We start from the raw sequence: 23,090 nt of genomic DNA on the forward strand, positions 1-23,090 counted from the left end.
ATCAAACCCAAGTTGAGTTGAAAGTTACATGTTGAAGGTTGTAGGTTAAAACTTACAACACACAACTCGCAACATACAACACAACTGCACCTGATCCGGGTAATGCCGGCGTAGGGAGAGGTAATAACAAGTTAAGTGTACTGCACATTCAACCCTGGTGGGCAGATGGTTTAACGTTTTTTTTATTTAATAACCATTTTGAAAAATTTATTTACGGCATTATTTGCCCTGCTGCTGCCTGTCCTGGCATCGGCCCAATTCTCTATTTCCGGAAAAGTGAATGACAGCTACGGAAACGCTTTGCAGGGAGCCACGATCAGAATTGAAAACTCAACTATCGGAACCACATCGGATACAGACGGAAATTTTAACCTAAATAATCTAAGACCCGGTAAGTACAGTTTAAAAGTAAGTTTTATTGGATTTGAAACGGAACAAAAAAATGTTTCCTTATCAGCCAATATTCGGTTAAATATTGCTTTAACTGAAATGCTTTTTACGGAAGAACAAGTTGTTATAACCGGCGTAAATGCATCCTATAAAACCCCTGTAACGTTCACCAACCTGCACAAAGCTGACATCGCAAAGAACAACTCCGGTAGAGGTTTTGAATATCTTTTAGAGCAAACGCCATCGGCGGTAGTAAGCTCAAATGCTGGCGCGGGTGTGGGCTACACAGGTATACGCATCCGTGGATCAGATGGTACGCGTATTAACCTGACTGTTAACGGTATTCCCATTAATGATGCCGAATCGCAAGGCTCCTTTTCTGTAAATCTTCCTGATCTGGCCTCGTCTATTAACAGCATACAGGTGCAGCGTGGTGTAGGCACATCTACCAACGGTGCAGGTGCATTCGGGGCAAGTATCAACATCCAAACCAACACCCGGCAGGATACTGCTTATACTGAGCTGAACAATTCAGCAGGATCATACGGAACGGTAAAAAATACCGTAAACATGGGTACAGGCTTATTGGGCGGCCATTTTAGTTTTGATGGCCGTTTATCGCGTACCGTGTCCGACGGATATATCGAGAGGGCTTCGTCTAATTTAAGGTCGTTTTTTTTAAGCGGCGCTTATTACGGCAAGAATGATCAGCTTCGTTTGAACGTGTTTTCCGGTCACGAAAAAACCTACCAGGCCTGGAATGGTGTGTTAGAAGAAACTGTAACTGCGGGCAATCCCCGATATAACGAGGTGGGTTACATTGCCAAAACAGGTGGATTTTATGATAACCAAACTGATAATTACACGCAAAACCATTACCAGTTATTGTACGATAGAAAGTTGAGTGACAAGCTAACCTTTAACGGTGCCTTGCACTATACCCGCGGCTATGGCTATTACGAAGAGTATAAGAACGACGCTAAATTTAGTAACTACGGTTTAACACCCGTTGTTATTGGCGGTGTAGCCATTACCAACAGCGATTTGGTGCGCCAGCTTTGGTTAAGCAACCATTTTTATGGCACCACCTATAACTTTACCTATAAGCCCAACCAACGCGTTAAGTTTATTTTAGGCGGCGCGTATAACGAATACAAAGGCGACCATTATGATAAGATAATGTGGACGCAGCAAAGCACCAACATTCCGCCCGGATATGAGTATGCGCGTGATTTTGCCAAAAAAACAGACTTTAACGTTTTCGGGCGGTCTGAGGTAACTTTAGGGGGCTTTCTGTTATACGGTGATCTGCAGTATCGGCACATCAACTATTCGTTTTTAGGGTTTGACCGTAATCTGAACAATGTACAGCAGCAGGCCTTGCTTGATTTTTTTAATCCTAAAGTAGGGGCAACTTACAGCTTTGGCAACAGTAACGTTTACGCTTCATTTGCGGTAGGCAATCACGAACCTAACCGGAACGATTTTACTAACTCCACCCCGGCAAGCCGCCCCAAATCAGAAAACCTGAAGGATTTTGAAGCCGGCTACCGTTTTGATTCCAGAAACTTCAGCGCTACCGTTAACGGATTTTATATGCTGTATAAAAATCAGCTGGTGCTAACCGGATCATTAAATGATGTAGGAGCTGCCATACGTACCAATATTGATGATAGCTACCGTGCGGGTGTTGAGGTAAGCACACGTGTAAGAATTGCCGGGCAACTTACCTGGCTGGCCAACGCTACGGTAAGCGCTAATAAGGTTAAAAACTTTAACCAGTACCTCTACAACTATGATACGGACACGTATGATCTGACACGTTATACAAAAAGCGACATAGCCTATTCGCCTGCATTTATAGCAGGCAGTACAATTAGCTACAAGCCCATAAAAAATACAGAAATAGCCTTCATTAGTAAATATGTAAGCAGGCAGTATTTGGATAACACCTCAACAAAAAGTCGCTCCTTAGCTGCTTATTTTGTAAACGATGTGCGCCTTGCCTACAACTTTAAGTTTGCGGGGGTTAAAAATATAGGCCTTGGCTTATTGATCAACAATGTGTTTAGCGAAAAGTACCAGTCGGACGGCGCTACTTACCCGGATATTGAAAGTGGCGTAGTGAAGAACTATAATTACTGGTTTCCGCAGGCACCGATCAACTTCCTGGGAACATTGAATGTGAGGTTTTAAGGGGGGGCTCACAGGGGGCTCACAGGGGCTCACAGGGGTGCACGGGGGTGCACGGGGGCTCACATAAACTGTGAGCCCCCCTCCTCCCATAAGCGATTCAAGATTATTAGCTATCGCTCAGAATAATAACTAAAAAGACAATGCAAGCAGACCATTGGTTACACTTATTTAAAGAACAGGTAAAGCAAACCTCATTACTGGAGTGGGCTTCTGTATCTTTCAGCGTGGCCGAAGTTTTACTGGCTAAGGTGAATAACGTGCTGCTGTACCCAACGGGTATTATCGGCATTTTGCTGGGCACTTATATTTTGCTGGATGTTGGTTTGTATGCCGAATCTATTTTAAACGGCTATTACCTGGTGATGAGTATTTACGGCTGGTGGTACTGGATAAAAAAACGTAACGAGCCACCAGTAAAAATATCGATGACTAATCGACGCGAGTGGGTAATAACATTACTGATTGTTTTTGTGGGATGGGGTGTACTATACATATTACTCAAGCACTTTACAGATTCTACAGTACCTGTTTGGGATGCCTGGGTATCGTCAACCGCATGGGCGGGTATGTGGCTGTTGGCAAGGCGTAAGCTGGAGAACTGGGTTTTATTGAACGTGAGCAACATCTTCGCTATACCTTTATTATGGCACAAACAACTGGTAATGTTTTCGGTACTCACCCTGTTTTTATTTATTGTAGCCATTTTTGGTTTTTTTGATTGGCGGGCTATCCTTAAAAAAGATAAAGCCGCCGCATAATCCTAAATTATTATGGGAGAGATTCTTCACCCTTCAAAATATATTGATCCGCGGTACGTGGATGTTATTCGCAGTAATGCTGCCGAAGCAGAGCAAGGGGGCATGTTAAATGCTCCCTCGCTTGAAATTGTCTGCAAAGAAAAATGGTTCCGGTTGCTGGTGCCTGAGGTTTATAACGGGCGGGAAATTACTTTACCGGAATTGGTGCGTTTACAGGAAGCCATAAGCTGGATTGATGGTAGCACCGGATGGGTGGTTACCCTATGCAGCGGCGCGGGCTGGTTCGGTGGTTTTATCGACCCGGAAGCTGCTAAAGTTATATTCAATGCCGAAAATGTTTGCCTGGCCGGGAGCGGAGCGGCAAGCGGCACAGCAGAGAAAACCGGTGAGGGGTATTTGCTTAAGGGCACATGGAACTATGCCAGCGGAGCACACCATGCAACGCACTTTACGGCTAATTGCTTTATTACCCAAAACGGCGAAAAGATTTTAGATGAAACAGGCGAGCCGATCATCCTTCCTTTTGTGGTTGATAAAAAAGACGTTACCCTTTTACCCACCTGGAAATACATGGGTATGGTAGCTACGGGCAGCCACTCTTTTGAAATGAAGGATGTGCAGATATCCGCTAACCGTTGCTTTAAAATTGATGCCGGGCACGCTAAAGTTGCAGGCAAATTGTATCAATACCCTTTTATGCAACTGGCCGAGGCCACTTTAGCGGTGAATCTGTCGGGCATGGCGGTACATTTTGTTGATCTGTGCAGGGATGTTTTTGATGAAAGAAAAGCCCATCCCAGGATCACACCATCGCAGCATCAATTAATGAATCAAACTTTGCTTGATAATACAGAAGAATTGAACCTGGCGCGTATGGCGCTTTTCGCTGCTGTTGACGTGTCGTGGGAAGAAACTATTGATACCAATTTAAAAGAGGTAAGCAGAACAAGCCGCATTTTGGCGGCAAAGGTTAGGGAAGTTGTAGCCGCGCTTTATCCATATTGCGGATTAAAAGCTGCTGAAACAGGCACTGAGCTCAATCGCGTTTGGCGCGACCTGCACACAGCAGGGCAACATTCCCTATTAACTTTTCTGGATGTAGCCGACGATTAGCGCAGCCGTTTTTGCCGATGCGCCGGGCTCGCCCATTAGCTTATCCAACTCATCATATCCCGCAAGCATTTGCTGGCGATAAGCATTATCATGCAAAATGCTTTCTAACTCTGCCGATATTTTATCGGGGTTGCAATCTTCCTGTATAAGCTCTTTAACTATCAGCTTATCCATTATCAGGTTAACCAGCGAAATAAACTTCAGCTTAACAACAATGCGCGCCAGTGTAATAAATATTGGGTGCCCCTTATAAACTACAACCTGCGGGGTGTTCAGCAGCGCCGTTTCCAGTGTTGCTGTGCCCGATGCTACCACCGCAGCTTCTGCATTGTTTAAAAGGTCGTACGTGGAATTAAATACGATAGGGATATTCTTGCCATTTAGGTAAGGTCTATAATATTCCGCATCAAAAGATGGGGCTCCTGCAATTACAAACTGATAACCTTTAAAGCGGTCTTTAACCGCCAGCATATCAGGCAGCAATTTGCTGATCTCCTGTTTACGGCTGCCGGGAAGTAAGGCTATCAGTTTTTTGCCGGTAAAGTTGTGTTTAATCAAAAAAGTGTTATCGGGTGTAAATGCGGCAACTGCATCCAACAATGGATTGCCTACATAGTTAACCTCCATGCCCCATGTTTTATAAAAATCAACCTCAAAGGGTAGTATGCAAAACAGGTGATCAACAACGCGCTTTATTTTTAAAACCCGTTTTTGGTTCCATGCCCAAACTTTTGGCGAGATGTAAAAGCAAACAGGTATGCCTTGTTTTTTTACAAACTCAGCTATTTTTAAGTTAAAGCCAGGAAAATCTATCAGTATTACCGTATCAGGCTGCCAGGATAAAATATCCTGTTTGCACTGCTTCATGTTGCGTAAAATGGCAGGCAGGTTCATTACCACCTCAACAACGCCCATGTAGGCCATTTCTGTGTAATGCTTTATTAAACTGCCCCCTTCTGCCAGCATCAGGTCGCCACCAAAAAAGCGGAACTCGGCCTGCGGGTCAAGTTTTTTTAGTTCCTTCATTAAATTAGCCCCATGCAGATCGCCCGAGGCCTCGCCGGCTACCAGGTAGTACTTCATGCGTTGGGGTTATTTAATGGCAGCATATTATTAAATATTAAACTTCCAGCTGTTTAAAACAGGTATGGCGTGATGCGCGGTCATATCAAAATGCACCGGCACAACAGACACATAGTTATTATCTAAAGCCCACGAGTCGTTATCCTCGCCGTTATCATTCAACTGAAAAACGCCGGTAAGCCAGTAATAGGGGCGGTTATGCGGATCAAGTCTTTCATCAAACTCCTCGGCCCATTTGGCGTTGGCCTGGCGGCAAATTTTTATGCCTTTTAAGCCGTCGCCTTTAGGGAAGTTAACATTCAAGAGCGTAGCTGTTGGCATGCCGTTTTGCAGAACCTGTAAAGCTATTTCCTTAATGTATTTAACGCAGTGTTTAAAATCGGCTTGCAGGGTGTAATCGTCTAAAGAAAAACCAATAGCAGGTATGCCTTCAATAGCGGCTTCAACGGCTGCCGACATTGTGCCCGAGTACAATACATTAATGCCGTTATTTAAGCCGTGGTTTATGCCCGATACACACAGATCAGGCTTTTTGCCTTTAAATATTTTATTAACGGCAAGCTTTACACAATCAACCGGAGTGCCGGAGCAGCTGTACATTTCAATGCCATGGTAAACGCTTACAGGATCTAAACGCAAGGGCTTGCCTATAGTAATGGCATGCCCCATACCCGATTGTGGACTGTCCGGGGCTACCACAACCACACGGCCAATTGTTTTCATTACATCCATTAAGGCTTTTATTCCGGGCGCGGTAATGCCATCATCATTTACTACCAGTATGGTGGGTTGGTGCTTTTTCATTTTGCTGCGAAGTTAGCTATTATTAAAATAAGCTATTGCCACAGTCCGAAATTATAGAAAGGCGCCTAAAATAAATCGCTATATTTAAGGCAGATACTTAATTCTGCCTGCATGAAAAAGTTTTTCCTTTTTGCCTTCGCCGCAGCTTCGTTTTCTGCATCGGCGCAAACTACGGTTATTAGCACTAAAGCCGATGCGTTGAAAGATAAGATCATAGCGTGGCGTCGTGATTTCCATGAGCACCCTGAGTTGGGCAATCGTGAGGTGCGCACCAGCGGTATAATAGCTAAACATCTACAATCTTTAGGTATTGAGGTTAAAACCGGTGTGGCCACCACAGGCGTTGTTGGTGTTTTAAAAGGCGATAAGCCCGGCCCTGTAGTGGCCCTGCGTGCAGATATGGATGCTTTGCCCGTTATTGAGCGTACAGCGTCGGCTTTTGCATCTAAAGTAAAAACACAGTATAACGGCCAGGAGGTGGGTGTAATGCATGCCTGCGGGCATGATTCGCACATGGCTATATTAATGGCGGTCGCCGAAATCCTTTCCGGCATGAAGAAGGATTTGGCTGGGACAGTTAAATTTATATTCCAGCCTGCAGAAGAGGGTACACCGTTAGGCGAAAAAGGCGGCGCCGAGCAAATGGTAAAAGAGGGCGTATTGGAAAATCCAAAAGTTGATGTTGTTTTCGGGTTACATATTGATTCACAAATAGAAGTGGGTAAAATTACTTACCGTCCCGGCGGCACAATGGCAGGTGTAAGCGATATGCAAATTATAGTAAACGGACGGTCGGCACACGGAGCCAGCCCATGGAGCAGCGTTGACCCGGTGCTGGTATCGGCACAAATTGTAAATAATCTGCAAAGTATTGTGAGCCGGAATGTTAACGTAACCCAGAACCCGGCGGTTGTAACTATTGGTACCATAAAAGGCGGCACTCGCTTTAATATTATTCCGGAAAATGTAGTGATGGAGGGCACCCTCCGTTACTTTACAGCAGGTGACGAGAAGATACTAAAAGATAATGTACGCCGCATAGCTACAAAAACTGCTGAGGCCTACGGTGCTACCGCCGACGTGAAAATACCCTACAGCAACCAGTACCCGGTGACTTATAATGACCCGGCGCTTACGGCGAAAATGCTGACTACGCTTGAAGCAAGTGCAGGCAAAGGGAATGTATTATTAAAACCCGCTGTAACAACAGCCGAGGACTTTAGCTTTTACCAGCAAAAAGTACCCGGATTGTTTTTCTTTTTAGGCGGCATGCCCAAAGGTGCTGATCCGCTAAAAGCCCCATCGCACCATACCCCCGATTTTTATATTGACGAAAGCGGGTTTACCTTAGGCGTAAAAGCGCTTTGTAATTTGACGTTGGATTATATGGCGGGTAAGTCAGGCAAATAAGAGTAACACAGCAGTTATTTAACTCTTTTCCAATCAGGCGGATTCTGAGATTTTATTTTCTTATCTATCCATTTGCCTTTAACCAATTCTCCCGAGCTTATACAAAATAGTGCTTTGTTTCGGATCAGGTATTTATATCTGTGAAAGATTACCTTCCCTCCATCCTCTTCGTGAGAATCATCTGGTTCTGTTAAAAACAGTGTATCTTTTACTATTTTATAAGTGCAATTAAATGTATAATCCAATTCACAATCATAGGAGTCGGCTTTGCCTTTTGCTTTTAGCTTTAAAGTATTAACACATCCTTTAGCAACGGGATATACCCATACAGAATTGAGATAATCGCTACTGTCTCGTAAGATGATTACTATAAAAAGTGTTAAAACCAGTTTCATCATAACGGATCTACAGCGCCCCAGTCTTTATCTCATCCACAACAGCCGGATCCAACAGTGTAGAGGTATCACCCAAATTACTTGTATCGCCTTCCGCCACTTTACGCAGTATGCGGCGCATAATTTTGCCCGAACGTGTTTTAGGCAATCCGCTTACAAACTGAATTTTATCGGGCTTGGCAATAGCGCCTATAATGCGGGCTACGGTCATTACAATATCTTTGCGGGTAAGCTCGTCATCTTCGTGTTTATTAGGGCAAACCACAAAGGCATATACGCCTTGTCCCTTAATATCATGCGGGTAACCCACTACTGCTGACTCCACCACGCTGCTGTGCATGTTAATTGCGTTCTCTACTTCGGCTGTGCCAATGCGGTGCCCCGATACATTCAATACATCATCTACCCTGCCGGTAATACGGTAATAGCCGTTCTCATCGCGCATGCAGCCATCGCCGGTAAAATAGAGGTTTTCATAAGCCGAGAAGTAAGTAGTGCGGCAGCGCTCATGGTCGCCATAGGTGGTGCGCAGCATGCCCGGCCATGGAAACTTGATACACAGATTGCCATTTACACCATTGCCTTCAATTTCTTTACCGTACTCATCAACCAAAATAGGCTGTACACCAGGCAAAGGCAGGGTAGCAAAGCTTGGTTTAAGCGGAGTAACATTGGCTATAGGCGATATCATAAAGCCGCCGGTTTCGGTTTGCCACCAGGTATCAATTATAGGACAATTGCCATGACCAATCTTTTCATCAAACCAATGCCATGCCTCTTCATTAATAGGCTCGCCTACGGATCCTAATTTGGTTAGCGAACTTAGATCCTTATTTTTCACCACATCATCGCCAAAGCTCATTAACGAGCGGATGGCAGTTGGGGCGGTATACAGAATATTTACCTTAAACTTCTCTACAATTTCCCATAGCCTACCCGGACTTGGGTAAGTAGGTATACCCTCAAACATTACCGAAGTTGCACCCTGGGTTAATGGCCCATAAGCAATATAAGAGTGGCCGGTTATCCAGCCTATATCAGCAGTACAAAAATATACTTCGCCCGGTTCGTACTGAAACGCTGTTTTAAAAGTGTAGCCGGTGTAAACCATGTAACCACCGCAGGTGTGTACCACGCCTTTAGGTTTACCTGTTGAGCCTGATGTATATAAAATGAACAGCATATCCTCCGCATCCATCTCTTCAGCCGGGCAGCTTGGGTTTCCCTGTGTTTCTACTTTCTTTATTTCATCTTCCCACCAAACGTCACGCCCTTTTATCATGGCAACAGGGGTGCGGGTACGGGTAAGTACTATAGTTCTTTCTACTGTAGGGCATTGTACCAATGCATCGTCAATAATTGATTTAAGCGGCACCTCTTTATTCCCGCGGAAGCTGCCATCGGCAGTTATAACAATATTGCAGCTCGCATCCTGTATACGGTCGGCAATTGATTGTGCCGAAAATCCACCAAATACAACCGAGTGTATAGCGCCAATGCGCGCGCAGGCTAAAACAGCAATAGCCAATTCAGGCACCATAGGCATGTAGATACAAATGCGGTCGCCTTTTTTTGCGCCGTTATTTTTTAACACGTTGGCAAACTGGCAAACTTTTTCGTGCAGTTGTTTATAAGTAAGTACGCGGTGCTCATCTTTCGGGTCGTTAGGTTCCCATATAATGGCCGCTCTGTCGCCATCCTTTTCCAAATGGCGGTCAAGGCAGCTTTCGGTTATATTAAGTTTACCACCTTGAAACCACTTAACGTTTGGCTCTTTAAAGTTCCATTCTAAAACTTTGTCCCACTTCTTTTTCCATTGAAAAGTTTCGGCTATACCTGCCCAAAACTCTTCGGGCTGTTCAACACTGTGCTTATATACTTGTTTGTATTGGTCAAATGATGTGATCTTCATGATTTTAAATTGGTAGCGCAAATTAGTGATTTCCCGAAGATGTATAAACTGAAATAATTATTGCAGCCATATTTTTTACGAATACGAAAGAGTTGTTTGTATATTTATAAAATATGCAACAAATGTTCACAAGGAAATTATTTCGTCAGGTGTACATACCCTTAGGAATTGCTTTCATACCCTTTGCATTAGCGCTTGAGTTTTGGGTAGGTTTTAAGAGCATGGATGTAGCTATTACCTATGCACTAGCTGTTATTATGGCGATATTGGGCCGGGTTATCTGGTTAAAAGTGAAGCAAAACAGTGCTATTTGAACTTGCTTTGTGCTCAGTTTTTGAACTAACAGAAAATTTTAAAATATTTTCAATCCGCTGTTGCTCATTTCATTCAAAATCCTGATATTTGCAAACTCTTTTAATAAAAGGGTATTAAAATTAATTGTCATGTCAAGAATTTGTGATCTAACAGGAAAAGGCTCTATAGTTGGTAACAACGTTTCTAACTCGAACGTTAAAACCAAACGCAGATTTCATCCAAACCTGAAACTTAAAAAGTTTTATATTCCTGAGGAAGATAAATGGATTACCTTAAAGGTATCTACGTCAGCAGTAAAAACCATCAGCAAAAATGGTATCACTGCCTGCATCAATAAATTTGTAAAAAAAGGATACATATAGTAGAGAAAGATTGAAGATCGGTGCTTTTGCTTAAGCAAATCACTTATTCACTCATTCACTCCTTCAATAATTAAATCAGATGGCTAAGAAAGGTAATAGAGTTCAGGTAATTTTAGAGTGCACAGAGCATAAAACCAGTGGTATGCCGGGCATGTCTCGTTACATTACCACCAAGAACAAAAAGAACACTACCGAGAGATTGGAGCTTAAAAAATTCAACCCGGTTTTACGTAAAGTAACTGTACATAAAGAAATTAAGTAATTAATTAGTTGTAAGTTGCATGTTATAAGTTGTATGGTTTAAATACTGCTTACAACCTAAAACTTAGAACTTTCAACACATAAAGACATGGCAAAGAAAGTAGTTGCAACCCTGAAAACAGGTCAAGGAAAAGAATACTCAAAAGTAGTTACAATGGTTAAGTCGCCTAAAACCGGTGCTTACTCATTCAAAGAAGTAATTGTGCACAACGATCACGTTAAAGACGCGATCAACGCTGCAAAAGGTCAGTAATTATTTTTGATGATGATATAAAAGCCGTCTTGTGTTAACGAGAGGGCTTTTTTTGTATGTGGGCTAGATGTGCGGATATGCAGATATGCAAATGCCTTAATTATTAAATTGATTTGATAATTCTTAAAATACAAACCATGATATTTGCAGATATGCTAGTTAAGCGGATATTTCTTAGACAGATAGATTTGAATATCCGCACATCTGCATATCTGCACATCTAAAACAATCTGCACATCAACAAGCATGGGACTATTTGATTTTTTTAAAAAGAAAGAAAGCACGCCGCAAGAGCAGGAGGCGCTTGATACCGGCTTGGAAAAAACCAAGGATAGCTTTTTTTCAAAGATCACCAAAGTAATAGCCGGTAAATCAACCGTTGATGATGACGTGTTGGATGACCTGGAAGAAGTGCTGGTAACATCAGACGTTGGCGTACAGACCACCCTTAAAATAATTGAGCGCATTCAGGCCCGTGTTGCCCGCGATAAATATGTAAGCACGGCCGATCTTAACGGTTTGCTGCGCGATGAGATACAGCAACTATTAGCAGAAAACAACAGCAACGATTTTTCAAGCTTTGAATATGGTACCCATAAACCTTATGTAATTATGGTGGTGGGTGTTAACGGCGTGGGCAAAACCACTACCATTGGCAAACTGGCCAATAAGTTAAAACAGGCAGGCAACAAGGTGGTGTTAGGCGCTGCTGATACCTTTCGTGCTGCCGCGGTTGACCAGATAAAACTTTGGGGCGAGCGTGTTGGTGTAAAGGTAGTAGCGCAGGCAATGGGATCAGACCCGGCATCTGTAGCGTTTGACACATTACGTTCAGCAGTTGCAAACGGGGATGATGTTGCTATAATAGATACTGCGGGCCGTTTGCATAACAAAGTGGGTTTGATGAACGAACTCACCAAGATTAAAAATGTAATGGAAAAGGTAGTGCCAGGCGCTCCGCACGAGATTTTGCTGGTGCTGGATGCATCGACCGGGCAAAATGCCATAGAGCAATGTAAGCAATTTACTGAGGCTACCGCCGTTAATGCTTTAGCATTGACCAAGTTAGATGGTACTGCAAAGGGTGGTGTTGTGATAGGGATATCAGATCAATTTAAAATACCCGTAAAATATATAGGTGTAGGCGAAGGGAAGGATCAGCTGCAGTTGTTTGATCGCAAAGGTTTCGTCGACTCGCTTTTTAAAAACTAAAAAAGATAGATTGTCATTCTGAGCTATAGCGAAGAATCTTATACGCCTTGCTACTGAGCGCTTTGCTGGTACCGTTTATAAGATTCTTCGCTATAGCTCAGAATGACAGCAAGGAAAAGATTAATGCGTACAAAATCGATAAAATCCCCAATAGCTATTAAAAAGCCGCGCGTAAACGTGGTTACTTTAGGCTGTTCAAAAAACATCTACGATTCGGAAGTTTTAATGGGCCAGCTTAAGGGCAACGCTTTTGATGTAGTGCACGAAGCTAATAAAGTGGGCAAGGATGATATTATTGTAATAAATACCTGCGGTTTTATTGATAATGCCAAGCAGGAATCAATTGATACCATTTTACAATACAGCGAACTTAAAGAGCAAGGCAAAGTAGGGAAAGTAATTGTTACCGGATGCCTGAGCGAGCGTTACAAACCTGAGCTGGAAGCTGAAATAACCAATGTGGATGCCTACTTTGGCACCAACGATCTGCAAAACCTGTTAGGCACTTTGGGTGCCAACTACAAGCACGAACTGATTGGCGAGCGCTTGCTTACAACACCATCGCATTTCGCTTACTTTAAAATAGCAGAGGGCTGTAATCGTCCGTGTTCATTCTGTGCCATACCGTTGATGCGTGGTACCCACGTATCCACACCAATGGATGAGTTGGTAAAAAATGCGGAGAAATTGGTGCGCAACGGCACTAAAGAACTGATACTGATAGCACAGGACCTAACCTATTACGGCCTTGATGTGTATGGCAAACGGAACCTGGATGAGCTGCTTCGCCGCTTATCAGATGTTAATGGTGTGGAGTGGATCAGGCTGCAGTACGCTTATCCTTCAGGCTTCCCTATGGAGATACTTGATGTGATGAACGAGCGTAGCAACATTTGCAAGTACCTGGATATGCCGCTACAGCACATCACTGATAATATGTTAAAATCAATGCGCCGTGGCATTACCAAGCAAAAAACCATTGATGTCGTTAATCAGATCCGCGATAAGGTGCCCGGCATTGCCATGCGTACCACGCTAATAACCGGTTATCCCGGCGAAACCGAGCGCGATTTTGAGGAAATGCAGCAATGGGTAGCCGATACAAAATTTGACCGCCTGGGTTGCTTTACGTATTCGCACGAGGAAAAAACCCACGCACATAGTTTAGTGGATGATGTACCTGATGAAGTGAAACAGGAACGTGCCGACGCCATTATGGAAATACAGCAAGGGATATCGTTTGATAAGAACCAGGAGAAAATTGGTAATACCTATAAAGTACTAATTGATAAAAAAGATGGTGGCTATTTTGTTGGCCGTACCGAGTTCGACTCGCCCGAGGTGGATAACGAAGTTTTGATCAATTCAGCTATAGATTATGCTACAATTGGCAGTTTTGTGCAGGTTAAAATTGATTCGGCAGAAGACTTTGACCTTTATGGACATATTGTAAAATAATCGGGATTTACGTTAGCCATTATATTTTTAAGATTTTAAAATCTAAATTCGGCATTCGGTAAATCCGAAATAGAACATCCGAAATCCGAAATCAAATGGACGTTTCCTGTATAAGCTATAAAGACACCGGTTTTTTTTCTTCGGGCCTAACCGATTACCTGGAGGGTAAAGCCGAGCTTGACCCATTTTATAGTTATCGCCCCAATTTTGAAGGTTTTGCAGAGCTGCTAAAAAGCAAGAAGGTTATTGCGGACCGCGGAGTGCTTGCCGGTGTTTTAACGGAACAATATCAAATAATAACCAAATACGCCCGTATCTGGGACCCTTCTTTTGAAATTCCTGATGCTGTTCGGCAAAATATTGAACGGCTTCGTCAAAACAATAGTTATACTATTACTACCGGCCACCAGCTTAATATTTTTGCCGGTCCGTTATATTTTATTTACAAGATAGTTACCGCCATTAAACTGGCGCAGCAGTTAAAGGAAAAACATCCGGATAAGGATTTTGTACCGGTTTACTGGATGGCCTCAGAAGATCACGACTTTGCAGAAATAAGTTATACCTACATCGGCGGTAAAAAAGTGCACTGGTGGCTCGAGGCATCGGGTGCTACAGGCCGCATTAATCCTGAAACTTTAAGACAGGCGCTTAATCAATATAAGGGAGTTTTAGGTATGGAAAACTTTGGCCCTGAATTAGCCGAAGTTGTTGAAACCGCTTATACCCGCTTTGACAAACTGGCCGATGCTACCCGTTACATGGTTAACGCCTTGTTTGGCAAATACGGGTTGGTAATTATTGATGCGGACAATAGTCGCCTTAAACACCAGTTTGCGCCTATTGTAGAACGCGATATTATTGAGCAAAACAGCTTTAACAACATCAATGCTACCAATAAAAAATTGCACGATCTTGGGATGCACATTCAGGTAAACCCGCGCGAGATCAACTTTTTTTACATGAAGGGGGGCACCTTGCGCGAGCGTTTGGTTTTTGAGGATGGTGTTTACAAAGTTTTAGATACCGAGATACGCTTCTCTGAAGAAGAATTGAAGCAACAAATTACCAGGCATCCCGAGCGTTTTAGTCCCAACGTGGTGATGCGGCCGCTTTACCAGGAGTGCATTTTACCCAACATAGCGTATGTTGGAGGCGGTGCCGAGATTATTTACTGGTTAGAGCTTAAAGCAAACTTTGACTTTTATAAAGTTGATTTCCCGATATTGATATTACGTAACTCGGCTATGGTGGTACGTAAAGAGTCGGCAGGGAAAATAAAGCGAATGGAACTGACGGTTGCTGATCTGTTTAAACCAACAGATGCCATAAAAACCAAGTGGATAAAGCAGCACAGCGTGAGTAACCTGTCTATACAAAGCGAATGGCAGCAAATGCAGGCTGCTTTTGATCAGATAAAAGTTAACGCGTCTCGTATTGACGTATCGCTTGTGCCATCAACCGAGGCGGTGCAGGCCCGCTTAAAAAAGGCGATGGATAGTTTGGAGAAAAAGTTGATTAAAGCCGAAAAGCGCAACTACCAAACGCGCTTAGAGCAGATAGATCAAATAAAAGAGGAACTTTTCCCTAACGGGGGTTTACAGGAGCGCACCGAAAATTTTGGAATGCTGTACGTACGTTGGGGGCAAAGTTTTATTGACGAATTGATCCGCCACTTTGAACCGCTTAACTTTGAGTTTGCGGTGGTAACGGAGTAGTTTCAATTTTAAGTCATGCTGAACTTGTTTCAGCACCTCATCAAACAGCCAGCGCATTGCTTAGCGCGTGAGGTACTGAAACAAGTTCAGTATGACCTGTCAGATTTTATTTCCGCTTTTCTATCCTAGCATAAAACCCACCGAAAACATTTTCCTTAACCGCTGCTTCCCTAAAAAACTCGCCCGGGAAACCCAGGTCTATTTTACTCACCTCATCTAATTTTTGCAGATGTTCTGCACTTAATTTTACATCAACTGCCTTCATGTTTTCTTCCAACTGACTCACCTTAGTGGCACCAGCGATAGGGATAGATGAAAAGCCCTGACTCATGGTCCATTGCAATGCAACGTGACTTGCCGGTACGCCTAACTCATCAGCTACAGCAACTACAGCCTCTGCAATTTTTGTACTCCTGTCATTGCGTCGGTTGCTTTCAGCTTTAACACGGCCTTGTTCACCGCGCAAGTATTTACCGCTCAAAACGCCGCCACCCATCGGGGCCCATGGTGTAACCGTCATGCCGAAATGCCTGGCCATAGGTATCAAATCGCGCTCGGGGGTGCGTTGCAAAAGGCTGTACTCAACCTGCAAAGCAATAAACTGGCTCCAGCCCATCAGCTCAGCCATGGTATTGCCTTTGGCTATCATCCAGGCTGGGGTATCGCTTATGGCAGCGTAGTTTACCTTGCCCTGGCGGATGAGATCATCCAATCCGCGCAACACCTCATCAATAGGGGTAAGGTCATCCCAAATGTGCAGGTACAAAACATCAATAAAATCTGTTTTTAATCTTTTCAGGCTTTCCTCCACGCTGCGCATCATATTTTTACGGTTGTTGCCGGATGCGTTGGGGTTGCTAATGTTGTCTTTTAAAGAATACTTGGTAGCCACAACAAAATAATCACGGTCGTGATTAGACATGTATTCCCCAATTATCTTTTCGCTGGTACCAAGTTTGTAAATATTCGCGGCATCTAAAAAATTGCCTCCTGCTTTGGTAAAAGCATCTAATATGGCAAAGCTGGTGTCTTTATCTGCACCCCAGCCAGCTTCGGTGCCGAAGCCCATAGTGCCTAAACATAATTCGGAAACTTTAAGGCCGGAGCGACCTAATAATTTGTAGTTCATAACGTAGTAGTTTAAAGCAAACTTAAACAATAATTGCCTTGGCTTGTACAATAAGTATGAAAGTAATCACCCTACACCAGCGTATAGCAATTGATGAGCTTTTCAGTCATCTGCAGCAAAGATTGAACCCCCTGTTTAAAGAACAGCGACAAACCGATATCGATCTGCAGATATTTAAGGCAGATGACGCGGTTGAAATAGCCATACCGCAATTATATGAAGGTGCGCTTTTCCAGATAGCCATTAACGGCACTGAGCTTTGGATAACACGCAATGAGCATTACGTTGACGACGTTAACTCGTTGACTATCGAGTCTATCCTTAATTCTTTATTTGAAGACCTGACGGGTGATATACGCGGGACGGACCTGGTACAGGAAGGATAATTTTACAACTTTTAGAAAATCCTGACGGCCCCTATTTGTCATCTTGAGCGATAGCGAAAGATCTTGTAAAACTGACAGATAAGCCGTCGTTAAGCCACAAGTTCAGCATGGAGTATAAGATCTTTCGCTATCGCTCAAGATGACATGAATTTATCCAGAACACTGTAGCTCGTGTGATTAAAAAAGCTTTGGAGTGCTCCCATAAAAAAGGCCAAAACTATGTAGTTTCAGCCTTTTAATTTGAATACTTTTAAATGTAATTACCCGTATATCCAGCTAAACTTATACTCCAGCATAGGGTTTTTCATGCGCTCAGCCACGCGAAGCAAACGTGCAGGTAATGCTAAAACATAATCGCGGGCTTTTTCGCCTTGCTCGTTTAAGCCGGTAACTTTTTCTATTTGCCATTCCTCTATCAGGTCTTTTAAAATATCCACATAGTCAACAGCTGTGTAGATACCCAGGCGTTGCGCAGCATCAGTAAAGTGACCAAAGGTCTGGCCTATCTTTAAACCCACTTCGCGTAGAAAATGCGCGGGCATCACTATCTTTTTACGCATCATATCTTCAAATGCCAGCATAGCTTCGTTGGCATCAACCTCAAAAATGCGTTTTATAAAGTAGGTGTAGGCTTTAGCATGGCGGGCCTCGTCTGACGCGATAACACCACACATTTTTGATAGCAGCGCGTCGCCATCTTTTTTAGCTTGCGATGCCACCCTGCGGTGAGATACGTTGGTAGCCAGTTCCTGGAAAGAAGTATAAATAAAATTGCGGTACGGGTCATGCCCGGTGCCAATGTCAAATCCATCAGCAATTAAATATTGTGTTGATACCTCCATGGCGCGCATGTTAACGCGGCCGGTTAGGTAAAGATATTTGTTAAGCAAATCGCCGTGGCGGTTTTCTTCGGCGGTCCAGTGACGGGTCCACTTCATCCAACCACCCTCTTCGTTGTCTGATACGCCTTCAACCATGGTTAACCATGATTCATAGGTAGGTAAGGCCTCCTCGGTAATTGTATCGCCAATTAATACGGCCATCAGATCATAAGAAAGACCTTTGGAGCTTTCGCGTAACTCTTTAATTTCGGCAAAAAATGTCTCTTTTGAAGAATCGGGCAAAAAATCAGTTGGCTGCCAAATGGTGTCTATGGGCTTTAAGTATTCGTGCATTTTTTCGAGCATAAATTGCTCAATATGCTTCATTACTTCCCGCCTTTTTTCTTCAAAAAATCTCATAATAATGTATTAGCGTGCAAAGGTAATGATTTAAATGTTTTGTAGTTATCAAATTTTAACGGTGTACCCCCAGTGCTTGTTTCATACAATCCGGCAAAGTTTCCATTGATGGCTTATCCGTAAAAATAGAAAAAGTTCCGTTATAGTCCCATAACATTCCGGGTATGTTTAATGTTTTAAGTGTGCTGCGCATTGCCTTTATGTAGCGGCAACGGCTGTCAAGATCGGCATATTTATTATATACGCCATATTCCCCACATAAAATGGGCACCTTATATTTATCGCCCCACTTTTTAACCAGGGTAAGTTTATCAAATAAGGCCTGCTCGGTACCTTCTGGTTTGTACTTGTAATAATTGGTTTCGCCCCACGTGTTTTTAGCTTTAGCATTAAGTGCAGGAAATTTTTCCGCATTATAAGGAAATGGCACCCCAGTGGTAGCCATTTGGTCGCCCACCCATTCCGCACCTTGGTGGGTAAAGAAAAAAGGTTCGTAAAAATGGAAAGTGTATATAACATTTTCATCGGCAAGCCGTACAAAACGGCTCAGCTCGTATATGCTGTTATAGTTGGATGCACCCACAATAAGCGTTCTTTTTTTATCGATTTTGCGTATAGCGGTAGTGATATTATAAGCGGCATCCTTCCATGTCTGCGGGTTCATTGGAGGGGGCTCATTGTATATTTCAAAAAATAAATTGTCGGCGCTTACGCTTTTGTACCTTTTAGTTAAAATAAGCCATAAATTGATTATTTTGGGCGTTTCAGTTAAGAAATTGTTGTCATTAAGGTCGCCGTAATGGTAATCAAGTACTAGTTTAAAGCCATATTTATTGCACAGATCAAGCACACGGTCAATTTGGGCCAACACGTTGTTAAGAGGTATTTTTTGCTGCTCAATAAAGTTAAACGCAATAGGTATCCGCACGCTTTTAAACCCCAGGGATTTAAGCAAAGCAAAATCCCGTTGGTCAATATCAGCTTTTAATATATCTTTATTCCAGGTTTGCTCAAGCCATGATATACTTATGCCATTATCTAAACTTTTAGCCCGTTTGAAAGCCATTGCACGCTCAACCGGAACACTTGGTTTGCTTTTTGCATGGGGTTGGGCCAAAACATTTGATTTAGCAAGTGGAATAAATATAGCAAGTGCTAATAAAATATTTTTCATCAGGTATTTTTCAATTATTGATAACAACCGTCTAATCTTTTCATAATTTTAGAAACTAATAATGTTTGTTCAGATAACAAAAGAAGAGTTTTCAAAAGAAGTTTTAAAAAAAGCATGGTACCAAACCAACAACATTGTTTGGACCCTTATTTTTTTATATCCTTTACTTGTTGTTGTTGACTTTATTTATGCCCCGGATTTCTGGGTTCAGTTCTTAATAGTACGTATAATAGTTGTTATTGTTGTTTACGGTTTATACACTTTTTTTAAAACCAGTAAATACAATTACCGCATACTGCTACATTGCTGCTTTTTCCTGGTATCGTGTACTTCGGCCATCTTTTGCAACCTGGTACATATAGATCATTTAACCGTTTACTGCCTTGTTTACTCGGCGGCGCTTTTGTTTTTCAATATACAGGTTTTTTGGGAGCCGGTGCATTCTATAGTGCAATCGCTGGCTGCGCTGGTATTGTTATCGGTGTTTTTTAATACTTTGAATACCGGAACCGCGGAACAATTTATTAATGGCGGCGGGCAATTCTTTTTCATCATTGCGGCTATATCCTGCCTTATACCCGGTGCCCGTTTTAAAGTATTAGAACGCGAAGCCAGGCAACAGCTGCAGATAGAAAAATCTAACGAGCAACTGAAGGACCAAAACCAGGATATTATTGAAAAGAACCGCATTATTGACATGCAGTATGAGCGCATGCTTAAAATGGACGAGCAAAAAAACAGCTTTATTAATATTGCAGGGCACGATCTTAAAAACCTTATCGGGTCGATAGTGATGAGCTCTAACATGATAAAGGAAGAGGAGTACAGATTAAGTACAGATCAGCGGGAGTTTTTGGGCTATATCACTGAGTCATCAGAGAAAATGCAATACATGCTTAACAAATTGATGGATGTTAAGGAGATCGAATCGCCTGAGCTGAAGTTCAATATGGAGATATTTGACATTAACGTAGAGGTGCGCCGCATTTATCGCGGCTTGATAGAGACCGCGCAGATGAAGAACATCCACCTGATGGATAACATTCTTAAACTGCCGCTTAATGTTAAATTAGATAAAGTATTTGGCGGTCAGGTGTTTCAAAACCTATTGTCAAACGCTATTAAGTTTTCGCAAACAAACAATACCATAAAGGTTATAACCGGTTTACAAAGGCAAAAGTTTGTTTTTGAGATAGTTGACGAAGGTATCGCCATCGGGCAGGACGAATTGGACATGATGTTCAATAAACTGCAAACACTTAACGAGGCATCAACCAGCCCGGAAAGCCGCCTGGGGTTGGGCCTTTCTATAGCTAAACTAATAACCCGCGAAATGGGTGGCGAACTGTATTACCGTAGCGACGAGAACGGCAATTACTTCAGAGTAGAATTTAATGTAATAAACTAAATATATCAGCAAGCGATGAACAAATTTTTAAGCTTATTAACCTTTTTATTTTTACTGAGCACTGTTTCCTTTGCTCAGAAGATAGTATCGTTTAAAGCAATGGGGCATGAGGACGAGGCGGTGCAGGGAATGAGCGGCAGTACGGCCTATTACATAAAAATAGATCCGCTTATTGAAATGAACGGAAGTAAGCTGGTATTATTTTTTGAACCTTCGCAGGCGCTTATTCGCGAGAAATCGTTTGTTAACGTAATTATTAATGACAAGTCTGCATATAGCTCGCGTCTTACCAAAGATTCAATACAGCAAATTAGCCTTAACTTAAGTCGTAATGATCTTTCAAGCGACAAGTTTCTTAAAATTCAGGTAAAAACGTTGCTTACCGTATCTGACGAAAAATGTAAGGATCTGGATAACCCGGCCATGTGGTTAAGAGTAAAATCATACTCATACCTTAACCTGGTTAAAAGCAATGCCAACTTTTTTGCCAACGTAAACATTGGTAACAGTTTTGAAACCATGCGCGCTATCACTTATCCGGCCAATCCTTCGCTGCATGATCTTAAAGCAGTAGCCTGGGCTTATTCGCGTTTAAAGAAAGCTGATGCTAAAAATATTCAGGTATATCAGGAAGGCCACCTGCCTGATAGTGTGAAAAATTATGTAGTAGTAGGGCAACTTTCGCGCCTCAACGCAACGCAACGCAGCCTTATAAAAGTTACTCCGCAGCGTGGCGAAGGCTTAATGTATTTAAATAAAGCAACCGTTAGCGTAGCCGATACCATTGTACGTTTGGTAAATGCAGGCGGCAAAATAATGGCAATAAAATCATTAGCTGAAAGTACGGTGCCATCAGAAATATTATTTATTACCGGTGCTGACGAAACAGGTTACGAAAAATCAATCACAGCCTTAGGTAACATCAATATTTTGAATTCCACTTTCGGCGATTACCTGTTGATCAACAAGGCAGAGAACACTTTCTTTAAAACTATTGACGAGAACCGCTCAAAACTGAGTTTCAGACAGATTGGTGGTACAACCAACTTCCTATCGGGTATTGGTAATCTAAGCAGTGTATATAATTTTAAGAATAGCGATTTTAGCTTTACTCCAAAAGAAGTGGAGATACGTGTTATAGCTAACTACAGTAGCCTGGCTCCGGGCGACAGAGGTTACCTGAACATTTATTTGAACGGGATGCTGATCCAATCTGAAAGGCTGGATGGCTCTGGCAAATTGAATACCGCGGTAACTATTAACCGTTACCAGCACCATAAATATAACACGCTTGAAACGGAGTTTAGGTTTTACTCAAGCGGCGGTAACTGTTTAAACAGCTTTAACGGTTTCTTTGCCGAGGTGGATGTAGATAAATCATACTTAGAATCAAAAAACCCATTTGTTACCAGTGATCTTAGCTTTTACCAATATCCTGAAGCATTTAATAATGGCACAACACGTATAGTTATCAGTAAAAAATACGCGCCTTTTGCCGCCGGCGCTTTGGGCGAAATAATTTACGAGTTAAACAACAACATCAACGCCAATAATTTCCCTGAGTTTACTTACTCTGGCGATATGGATGTAAATGATCTAAAAAAGAACCACATCATTGCGCTGCTGGCTGCAGACGATCCTTTAATGAAGGAGTTTCCGGATGCGCCTATACAATTTGACCGGAAGTTTAGGTTATATAATAACGAGAACAACAAGATTGTATATGAGCTTTCAGACTCGGTGTCTAACGGTTTAGCGCAGATCTTTTACGGGCGAAGTAACAATGCGGTGCTGGTTTTAACAGCAACAGGTAAAAACCTGTCTGAGGCCTTCAGTTCTGCTTCGCGCTCTATTACAGAGCAGCTTTCAACCTTGTCAAGTAACGTGGCTATATCAGATGTAAATAACAACAAGTATCTGTTCAACATCAGCAAATCCAGCGAAAATCTGGAATATATAGATACCAAGAGCGTTCTTACCCGTTTCTGGGAAAGTTACAACCTGTATATATTATTGGCTATGCTGGTGCTGATATTGCTGTCGTTCCTTTACATACGCGCCAAGGTTCAAAAATCACAGGACATATTCACCGACTAATTGCACACGCTGGTT

The 23,090-nt window shown here is 42.6% G+C and carries 21 protein-coding genes; 14 read left to right on the forward strand and 7 right to left on the reverse strand.

Going from position 1 to position 23,090, the window contains the following annotated elements:
- Positions 1–198: 198 nt before the first annotated feature.
- The 3 genes from ACFQZS_RS16065 (at position 199) to ACFQZS_RS16075 (ending at position 4,457) form a co-directional block, all read left to right on the forward strand.
- Positions 199–2,586, forward strand: coding sequence for a TonB-dependent receptor (locus ACFQZS_RS16065; RefSeq protein WP_377101953.1), 2,388 nt, complete (start codon positions 199–201; stop codon positions 2,584–2,586).
- A gap of 140 nt (positions 2,587–2,726) precedes the next feature.
- Complete coding sequence (gene pnuC / locus ACFQZS_RS16070) at positions 2,727–3,344, forward strand: nicotinamide riboside transporter PnuC (RefSeq protein WP_377101954.1); 618 nt, start codon at positions 2,727–2,729, stop codon at positions 3,342–3,344.
- Positions 3,345–3,356: 12 nt separating this feature from the next.
- Positions 3,357–4,457 carry an acyl-CoA dehydrogenase gene (locus tag ACFQZS_RS16075; RefSeq protein WP_377101955.1) on the forward strand — a complete coding sequence of 367 codons (1,101 nt, stop codon included), beginning with the start codon at positions 3,357–3,359 and terminating at the stop codon, positions 4,455–4,457.
- Here the strand turns inward: ACFQZS_RS16075 and lpxB are convergent.
- Both lpxB and surE read right to left on the reverse strand, forming a co-directional pair.
- Positions 4,428–5,540, reverse strand: coding sequence for a lipid-A-disaccharide synthase (lpxB, locus tag ACFQZS_RS16080; protein WP_377101956.1), 1,113 nt, complete (start codon positions 5,538–5,540; stop codon positions 4,428–4,430). The genes ACFQZS_RS16075 and lpxB overlap by 30 nt on opposite strands.
- 30 nt (positions 5,541–5,570) lie before the next feature.
- Complete coding sequence (surE, locus tag ACFQZS_RS16085; protein ID WP_377101957.1) at positions 5,571–6,344, reverse strand: 5'/3'-nucleotidase SurE; 774 nt, start codon at positions 6,342–6,344, stop codon at positions 5,571–5,573.
- A gap of 111 nt (positions 6,345–6,455) precedes the next feature.
- On the opposite strand from surE, the gene ACFQZS_RS16090 reads away from it, so the two are divergent.
- Positions 6,456–7,754 carry an amidohydrolase gene (locus tag ACFQZS_RS16090; RefSeq protein WP_377101958.1) on the forward strand — a complete coding sequence of 433 codons (1,299 nt, stop codon included), beginning with the start codon at positions 6,456–6,458 and terminating at the stop codon, positions 7,752–7,754.
- A 14-nt stretch (positions 7,755–7,768) separates the two neighbouring features.
- Here the strand turns inward: ACFQZS_RS16090 and ACFQZS_RS16095 are convergent, their stop codons facing one another.
- Both ACFQZS_RS16095 and acs read right to left on the reverse strand, forming a co-directional pair.
- Positions 7,769–8,152: a hypothetical protein gene (locus ACFQZS_RS16095; RefSeq protein ID WP_377101959.1), complete on the reverse strand. Its 384-nt coding sequence runs from the start codon at positions 8,150–8,152 to the stop codon at positions 7,769–7,771.
- A 7-nt stretch (positions 8,153–8,159) separates the two neighbouring features.
- A complete protein-coding gene (gene acs, locus ACFQZS_RS16100; protein WP_377102261.1) occupies positions 8,160–10,091 on the reverse strand; it encodes an acetate--CoA ligase in 1,932 nt (643 codons plus the stop codon).
- Positions 10,092–10,183: 92 nt separating this feature from the next.
- Here acs and ACFQZS_RS16105 point away from each other — a divergent pair, with 92 nt between their 5' ends.
- The 7 genes from ACFQZS_RS16105 to bshC all read left to right on the forward strand — a co-directional run bounded on the left by ACFQZS_RS16105 (position 10,184) and on the right by bshC (position 15,640).
- A complete protein-coding gene (locus ACFQZS_RS16105; RefSeq protein ID WP_377101960.1) occupies positions 10,184–10,375 on the forward strand; it encodes a hypothetical protein in 192 nt (63 codons plus the stop codon).
- 129 nt (positions 10,376–10,504) lie between these two features.
- Positions 10,505–10,738, forward strand: coding sequence for a 50S ribosomal protein L28 (gene rpmB, locus ACFQZS_RS16110; RefSeq protein ID WP_022830076.1), 234 nt, complete (start codon positions 10,505–10,507; stop codon positions 10,736–10,738).
- Positions 10,739–10,817: 79 nt separating this feature from the next.
- Complete coding sequence (rpmG, locus tag ACFQZS_RS16115) at positions 10,818–11,000, forward strand: 50S ribosomal protein L33 (protein ID WP_022830075.1); 183 nt, start codon at positions 10,818–10,820, stop codon at positions 10,998–11,000.
- 87 nt (positions 11,001–11,087) lie between these two features.
- Positions 11,088–11,252 carry a DUF4295 domain-containing protein gene (locus tag ACFQZS_RS16120; RefSeq protein ID WP_377101961.1) on the forward strand — a complete coding sequence of 55 codons (165 nt, stop codon included), beginning with the start codon at positions 11,088–11,090 and terminating at the stop codon, positions 11,250–11,252.
- Between the two features lie 246 nt (positions 11,253–11,498).
- Positions 11,499–12,464 carry a signal recognition particle-docking protein FtsY gene (gene ftsY, locus ACFQZS_RS16125; RefSeq protein ID WP_377101962.1) on the forward strand — a complete coding sequence of 322 codons (966 nt, stop codon included), beginning with the start codon at positions 11,499–11,501 and terminating at the stop codon, positions 12,462–12,464.
- Between the two features lie 123 nt (positions 12,465–12,587).
- Positions 12,588–13,922: a 30S ribosomal protein S12 methylthiotransferase RimO gene (rimO, locus tag ACFQZS_RS16130; RefSeq protein WP_377102262.1), complete on the forward strand. Its 1,335-nt coding sequence runs from the start codon at positions 12,588–12,590 to the stop codon at positions 13,920–13,922.
- A 95-nt stretch (positions 13,923–14,017) separates the two neighbouring features.
- On the forward strand, positions 14,018–15,640 hold the full coding sequence (gene bshC / locus ACFQZS_RS16135) for a bacillithiol biosynthesis cysteine-adding enzyme BshC (protein ID WP_377101964.1): 1,623 nt from the start codon (positions 14,018–14,020) through the stop codon (positions 15,638–15,640).
- A gap of 106 nt (positions 15,641–15,746) precedes the next feature.
- On the opposite strand, the gene ACFQZS_RS16140 is transcribed toward bshC, so the two are convergent.
- On the reverse strand, positions 15,747–16,769 hold the full coding sequence (locus ACFQZS_RS16140) for an aldo/keto reductase (protein ID WP_377101965.1): 1,023 nt from the start codon (positions 16,767–16,769) through the stop codon (positions 15,747–15,749).
- 56 nt (positions 16,770–16,825) lie between these two features.
- Between ACFQZS_RS16140 and ACFQZS_RS16145 the strand changes: the two genes are divergently transcribed.
- Positions 16,826–17,155 carry a hypothetical protein gene (locus tag ACFQZS_RS16145; protein WP_377101966.1) on the forward strand — a complete coding sequence of 110 codons (330 nt, stop codon included), beginning with the start codon at positions 16,826–16,828 and terminating at the stop codon, positions 17,153–17,155.
- A 260-nt stretch (positions 17,156–17,415) separates the two neighbouring features.
- Here ACFQZS_RS16145 and ACFQZS_RS16150 read toward each other — a convergent pair whose 3' ends face one another.
- Together ACFQZS_RS16150 and ACFQZS_RS16155 are read right to left on the reverse strand one after the other, a co-directional pair.
- On the reverse strand, positions 17,416–18,396 hold the full coding sequence (locus ACFQZS_RS16150) for an acyl-ACP desaturase (protein WP_377101967.1): 981 nt from the start codon (positions 18,394–18,396) through the stop codon (positions 17,416–17,418).
- A 55-nt stretch (positions 18,397–18,451) separates the two neighbouring features.
- Positions 18,452–19,570 carry a glycoside hydrolase family 5 protein gene (locus ACFQZS_RS16155; protein ID WP_377101969.1) on the reverse strand — a complete coding sequence of 373 codons (1,119 nt, stop codon included), beginning with the start codon at positions 19,568–19,570 and terminating at the stop codon, positions 18,452–18,454.
- 61 nt (positions 19,571–19,631) lie between these two features.
- Here ACFQZS_RS16155 and ACFQZS_RS16160 point away from each other — a divergent pair, with 61 nt between their 5' ends.
- Both ACFQZS_RS16160 and ACFQZS_RS16165 read left to right on the forward strand, forming a co-directional pair.
- Positions 19,632–20,978 carry a sensor histidine kinase gene (locus ACFQZS_RS16160; RefSeq protein WP_377101970.1) on the forward strand — a complete coding sequence of 449 codons (1,347 nt, stop codon included), beginning with the start codon at positions 19,632–19,634 and terminating at the stop codon, positions 20,976–20,978.
- A gap of 15 nt (positions 20,979–20,993) precedes the next feature.
- Positions 20,994–23,075 carry a cellulose biosynthesis cyclic di-GMP-binding regulatory protein BcsB gene (locus ACFQZS_RS16165; RefSeq protein ID WP_377101971.1) on the forward strand — a complete coding sequence of 694 codons (2,082 nt, stop codon included), beginning with the start codon at positions 20,994–20,996 and terminating at the stop codon, positions 23,073–23,075.
- Positions 23,076–23,090 lie beyond the last annotated feature (15 nt).

It is taken from the genome of Mucilaginibacter calamicampi (assembly GCF_042676765.1).
Classification (GTDB): Bacteria; Bacteroidota; Bacteroidia; order Sphingobacteriales; family Sphingobacteriaceae; genus Mucilaginibacter; species Mucilaginibacter calamicampi.

Bases quoted from the DNA above. Each gene is read 5' to 3' on its own strand.
- pnuC (WP_377101954.1), top strand. From the start codon at position 2,727: ATGCAAGCAGACCATTGGTTACACTTATTTAAAGAACAGGTAAAGCAA.
- ACFQZS_RS16075 (WP_377101955.1), top strand. From the start codon at position 3,357: ATGGGAGAGATTCTTCACCCTTCAAAATATATTGATCCGCGGTACGTG.
- lpxB (WP_377101956.1), bottom strand. From the start codon at position 5,540: ATGAAGTACTACCTGGTAGCCGGCGAGGCCTCGGGCGATCTGCATGGG.
- surE (WP_377101957.1), bottom strand. From the start codon at position 6,344: ATGAAAAAGCACCAACCCACCATACTGGTAGTAAATGATGATGGCATT.
- ACFQZS_RS16090 (WP_377101958.1), top strand. From the start codon at position 6,456: ATGAAAAAGTTTTTCCTTTTTGCCTTCGCCGCAGCTTCGTTTTCTGCA.
- ACFQZS_RS16095 (WP_377101959.1), bottom strand. From the start codon at position 8,152: ATGATGAAACTGGTTTTAACACTTTTTATAGTAATCATCTTACGAGAC.
- ACFQZS_RS16105 (WP_377101960.1), top strand. From the start codon at position 10,184: ATGTTCACAAGGAAATTATTTCGTCAGGTGTACATACCCTTAGGAATT.
- rpmB (WP_022830076.1), top strand. From the start codon at position 10,505: ATGTCAAGAATTTGTGATCTAACAGGAAAAGGCTCTATAGTTGGTAAC.
- rpmG (WP_022830075.1), top strand. From the start codon at position 10,818: ATGGCTAAGAAAGGTAATAGAGTTCAGGTAATTTTAGAGTGCACAGAG.
- ACFQZS_RS16120 (WP_377101961.1), top strand. From the start codon at position 11,088: ATGGCAAAGAAAGTAGTTGCAACCCTGAAAACAGGTCAAGGAAAAGAA.
- ftsY (WP_377101962.1), top strand. From the start codon at position 11,499: ATGGGACTATTTGATTTTTTTAAAAAGAAAGAAAGCACGCCGCAAGAG.
- rimO (WP_377102262.1), top strand. From the start codon at position 12,588: ATGCGTACAAAATCGATAAAATCCCCAATAGCTATTAAAAAGCCGCGC.
- bshC (WP_377101964.1), top strand. From the start codon at position 14,018: ATGGACGTTTCCTGTATAAGCTATAAAGACACCGGTTTTTTTTCTTCG.
- ACFQZS_RS16140 (WP_377101965.1), bottom strand. From the start codon at position 16,769: ATGAACTACAAATTATTAGGTCGCTCCGGCCTTAAAGTTTCCGAATTA.
- ACFQZS_RS16145 (WP_377101966.1), top strand. From the start codon at position 16,826: ATGAAAGTAATCACCCTACACCAGCGTATAGCAATTGATGAGCTTTTC.
- ACFQZS_RS16150 (WP_377101967.1), bottom strand. From the start codon at position 18,396: ATGAGATTTTTTGAAGAAAAAAGGCGGGAAGTAATGAAGCATATTGAG.
- ACFQZS_RS16155 (WP_377101969.1), bottom strand. From the start codon at position 19,570: ATGAAAAATATTTTATTAGCACTTGCTATATTTATTCCACTTGCTAAA.
- ACFQZS_RS16160 (WP_377101970.1), top strand. From the start codon at position 19,632: ATGTTTGTTCAGATAACAAAAGAAGAGTTTTCAAAAGAAGTTTTAAAA.
- ACFQZS_RS16165 (WP_377101971.1), top strand. From the start codon at position 20,994: ATGAACAAATTTTTAAGCTTATTAACCTTTTTATTTTTACTGAGCACT.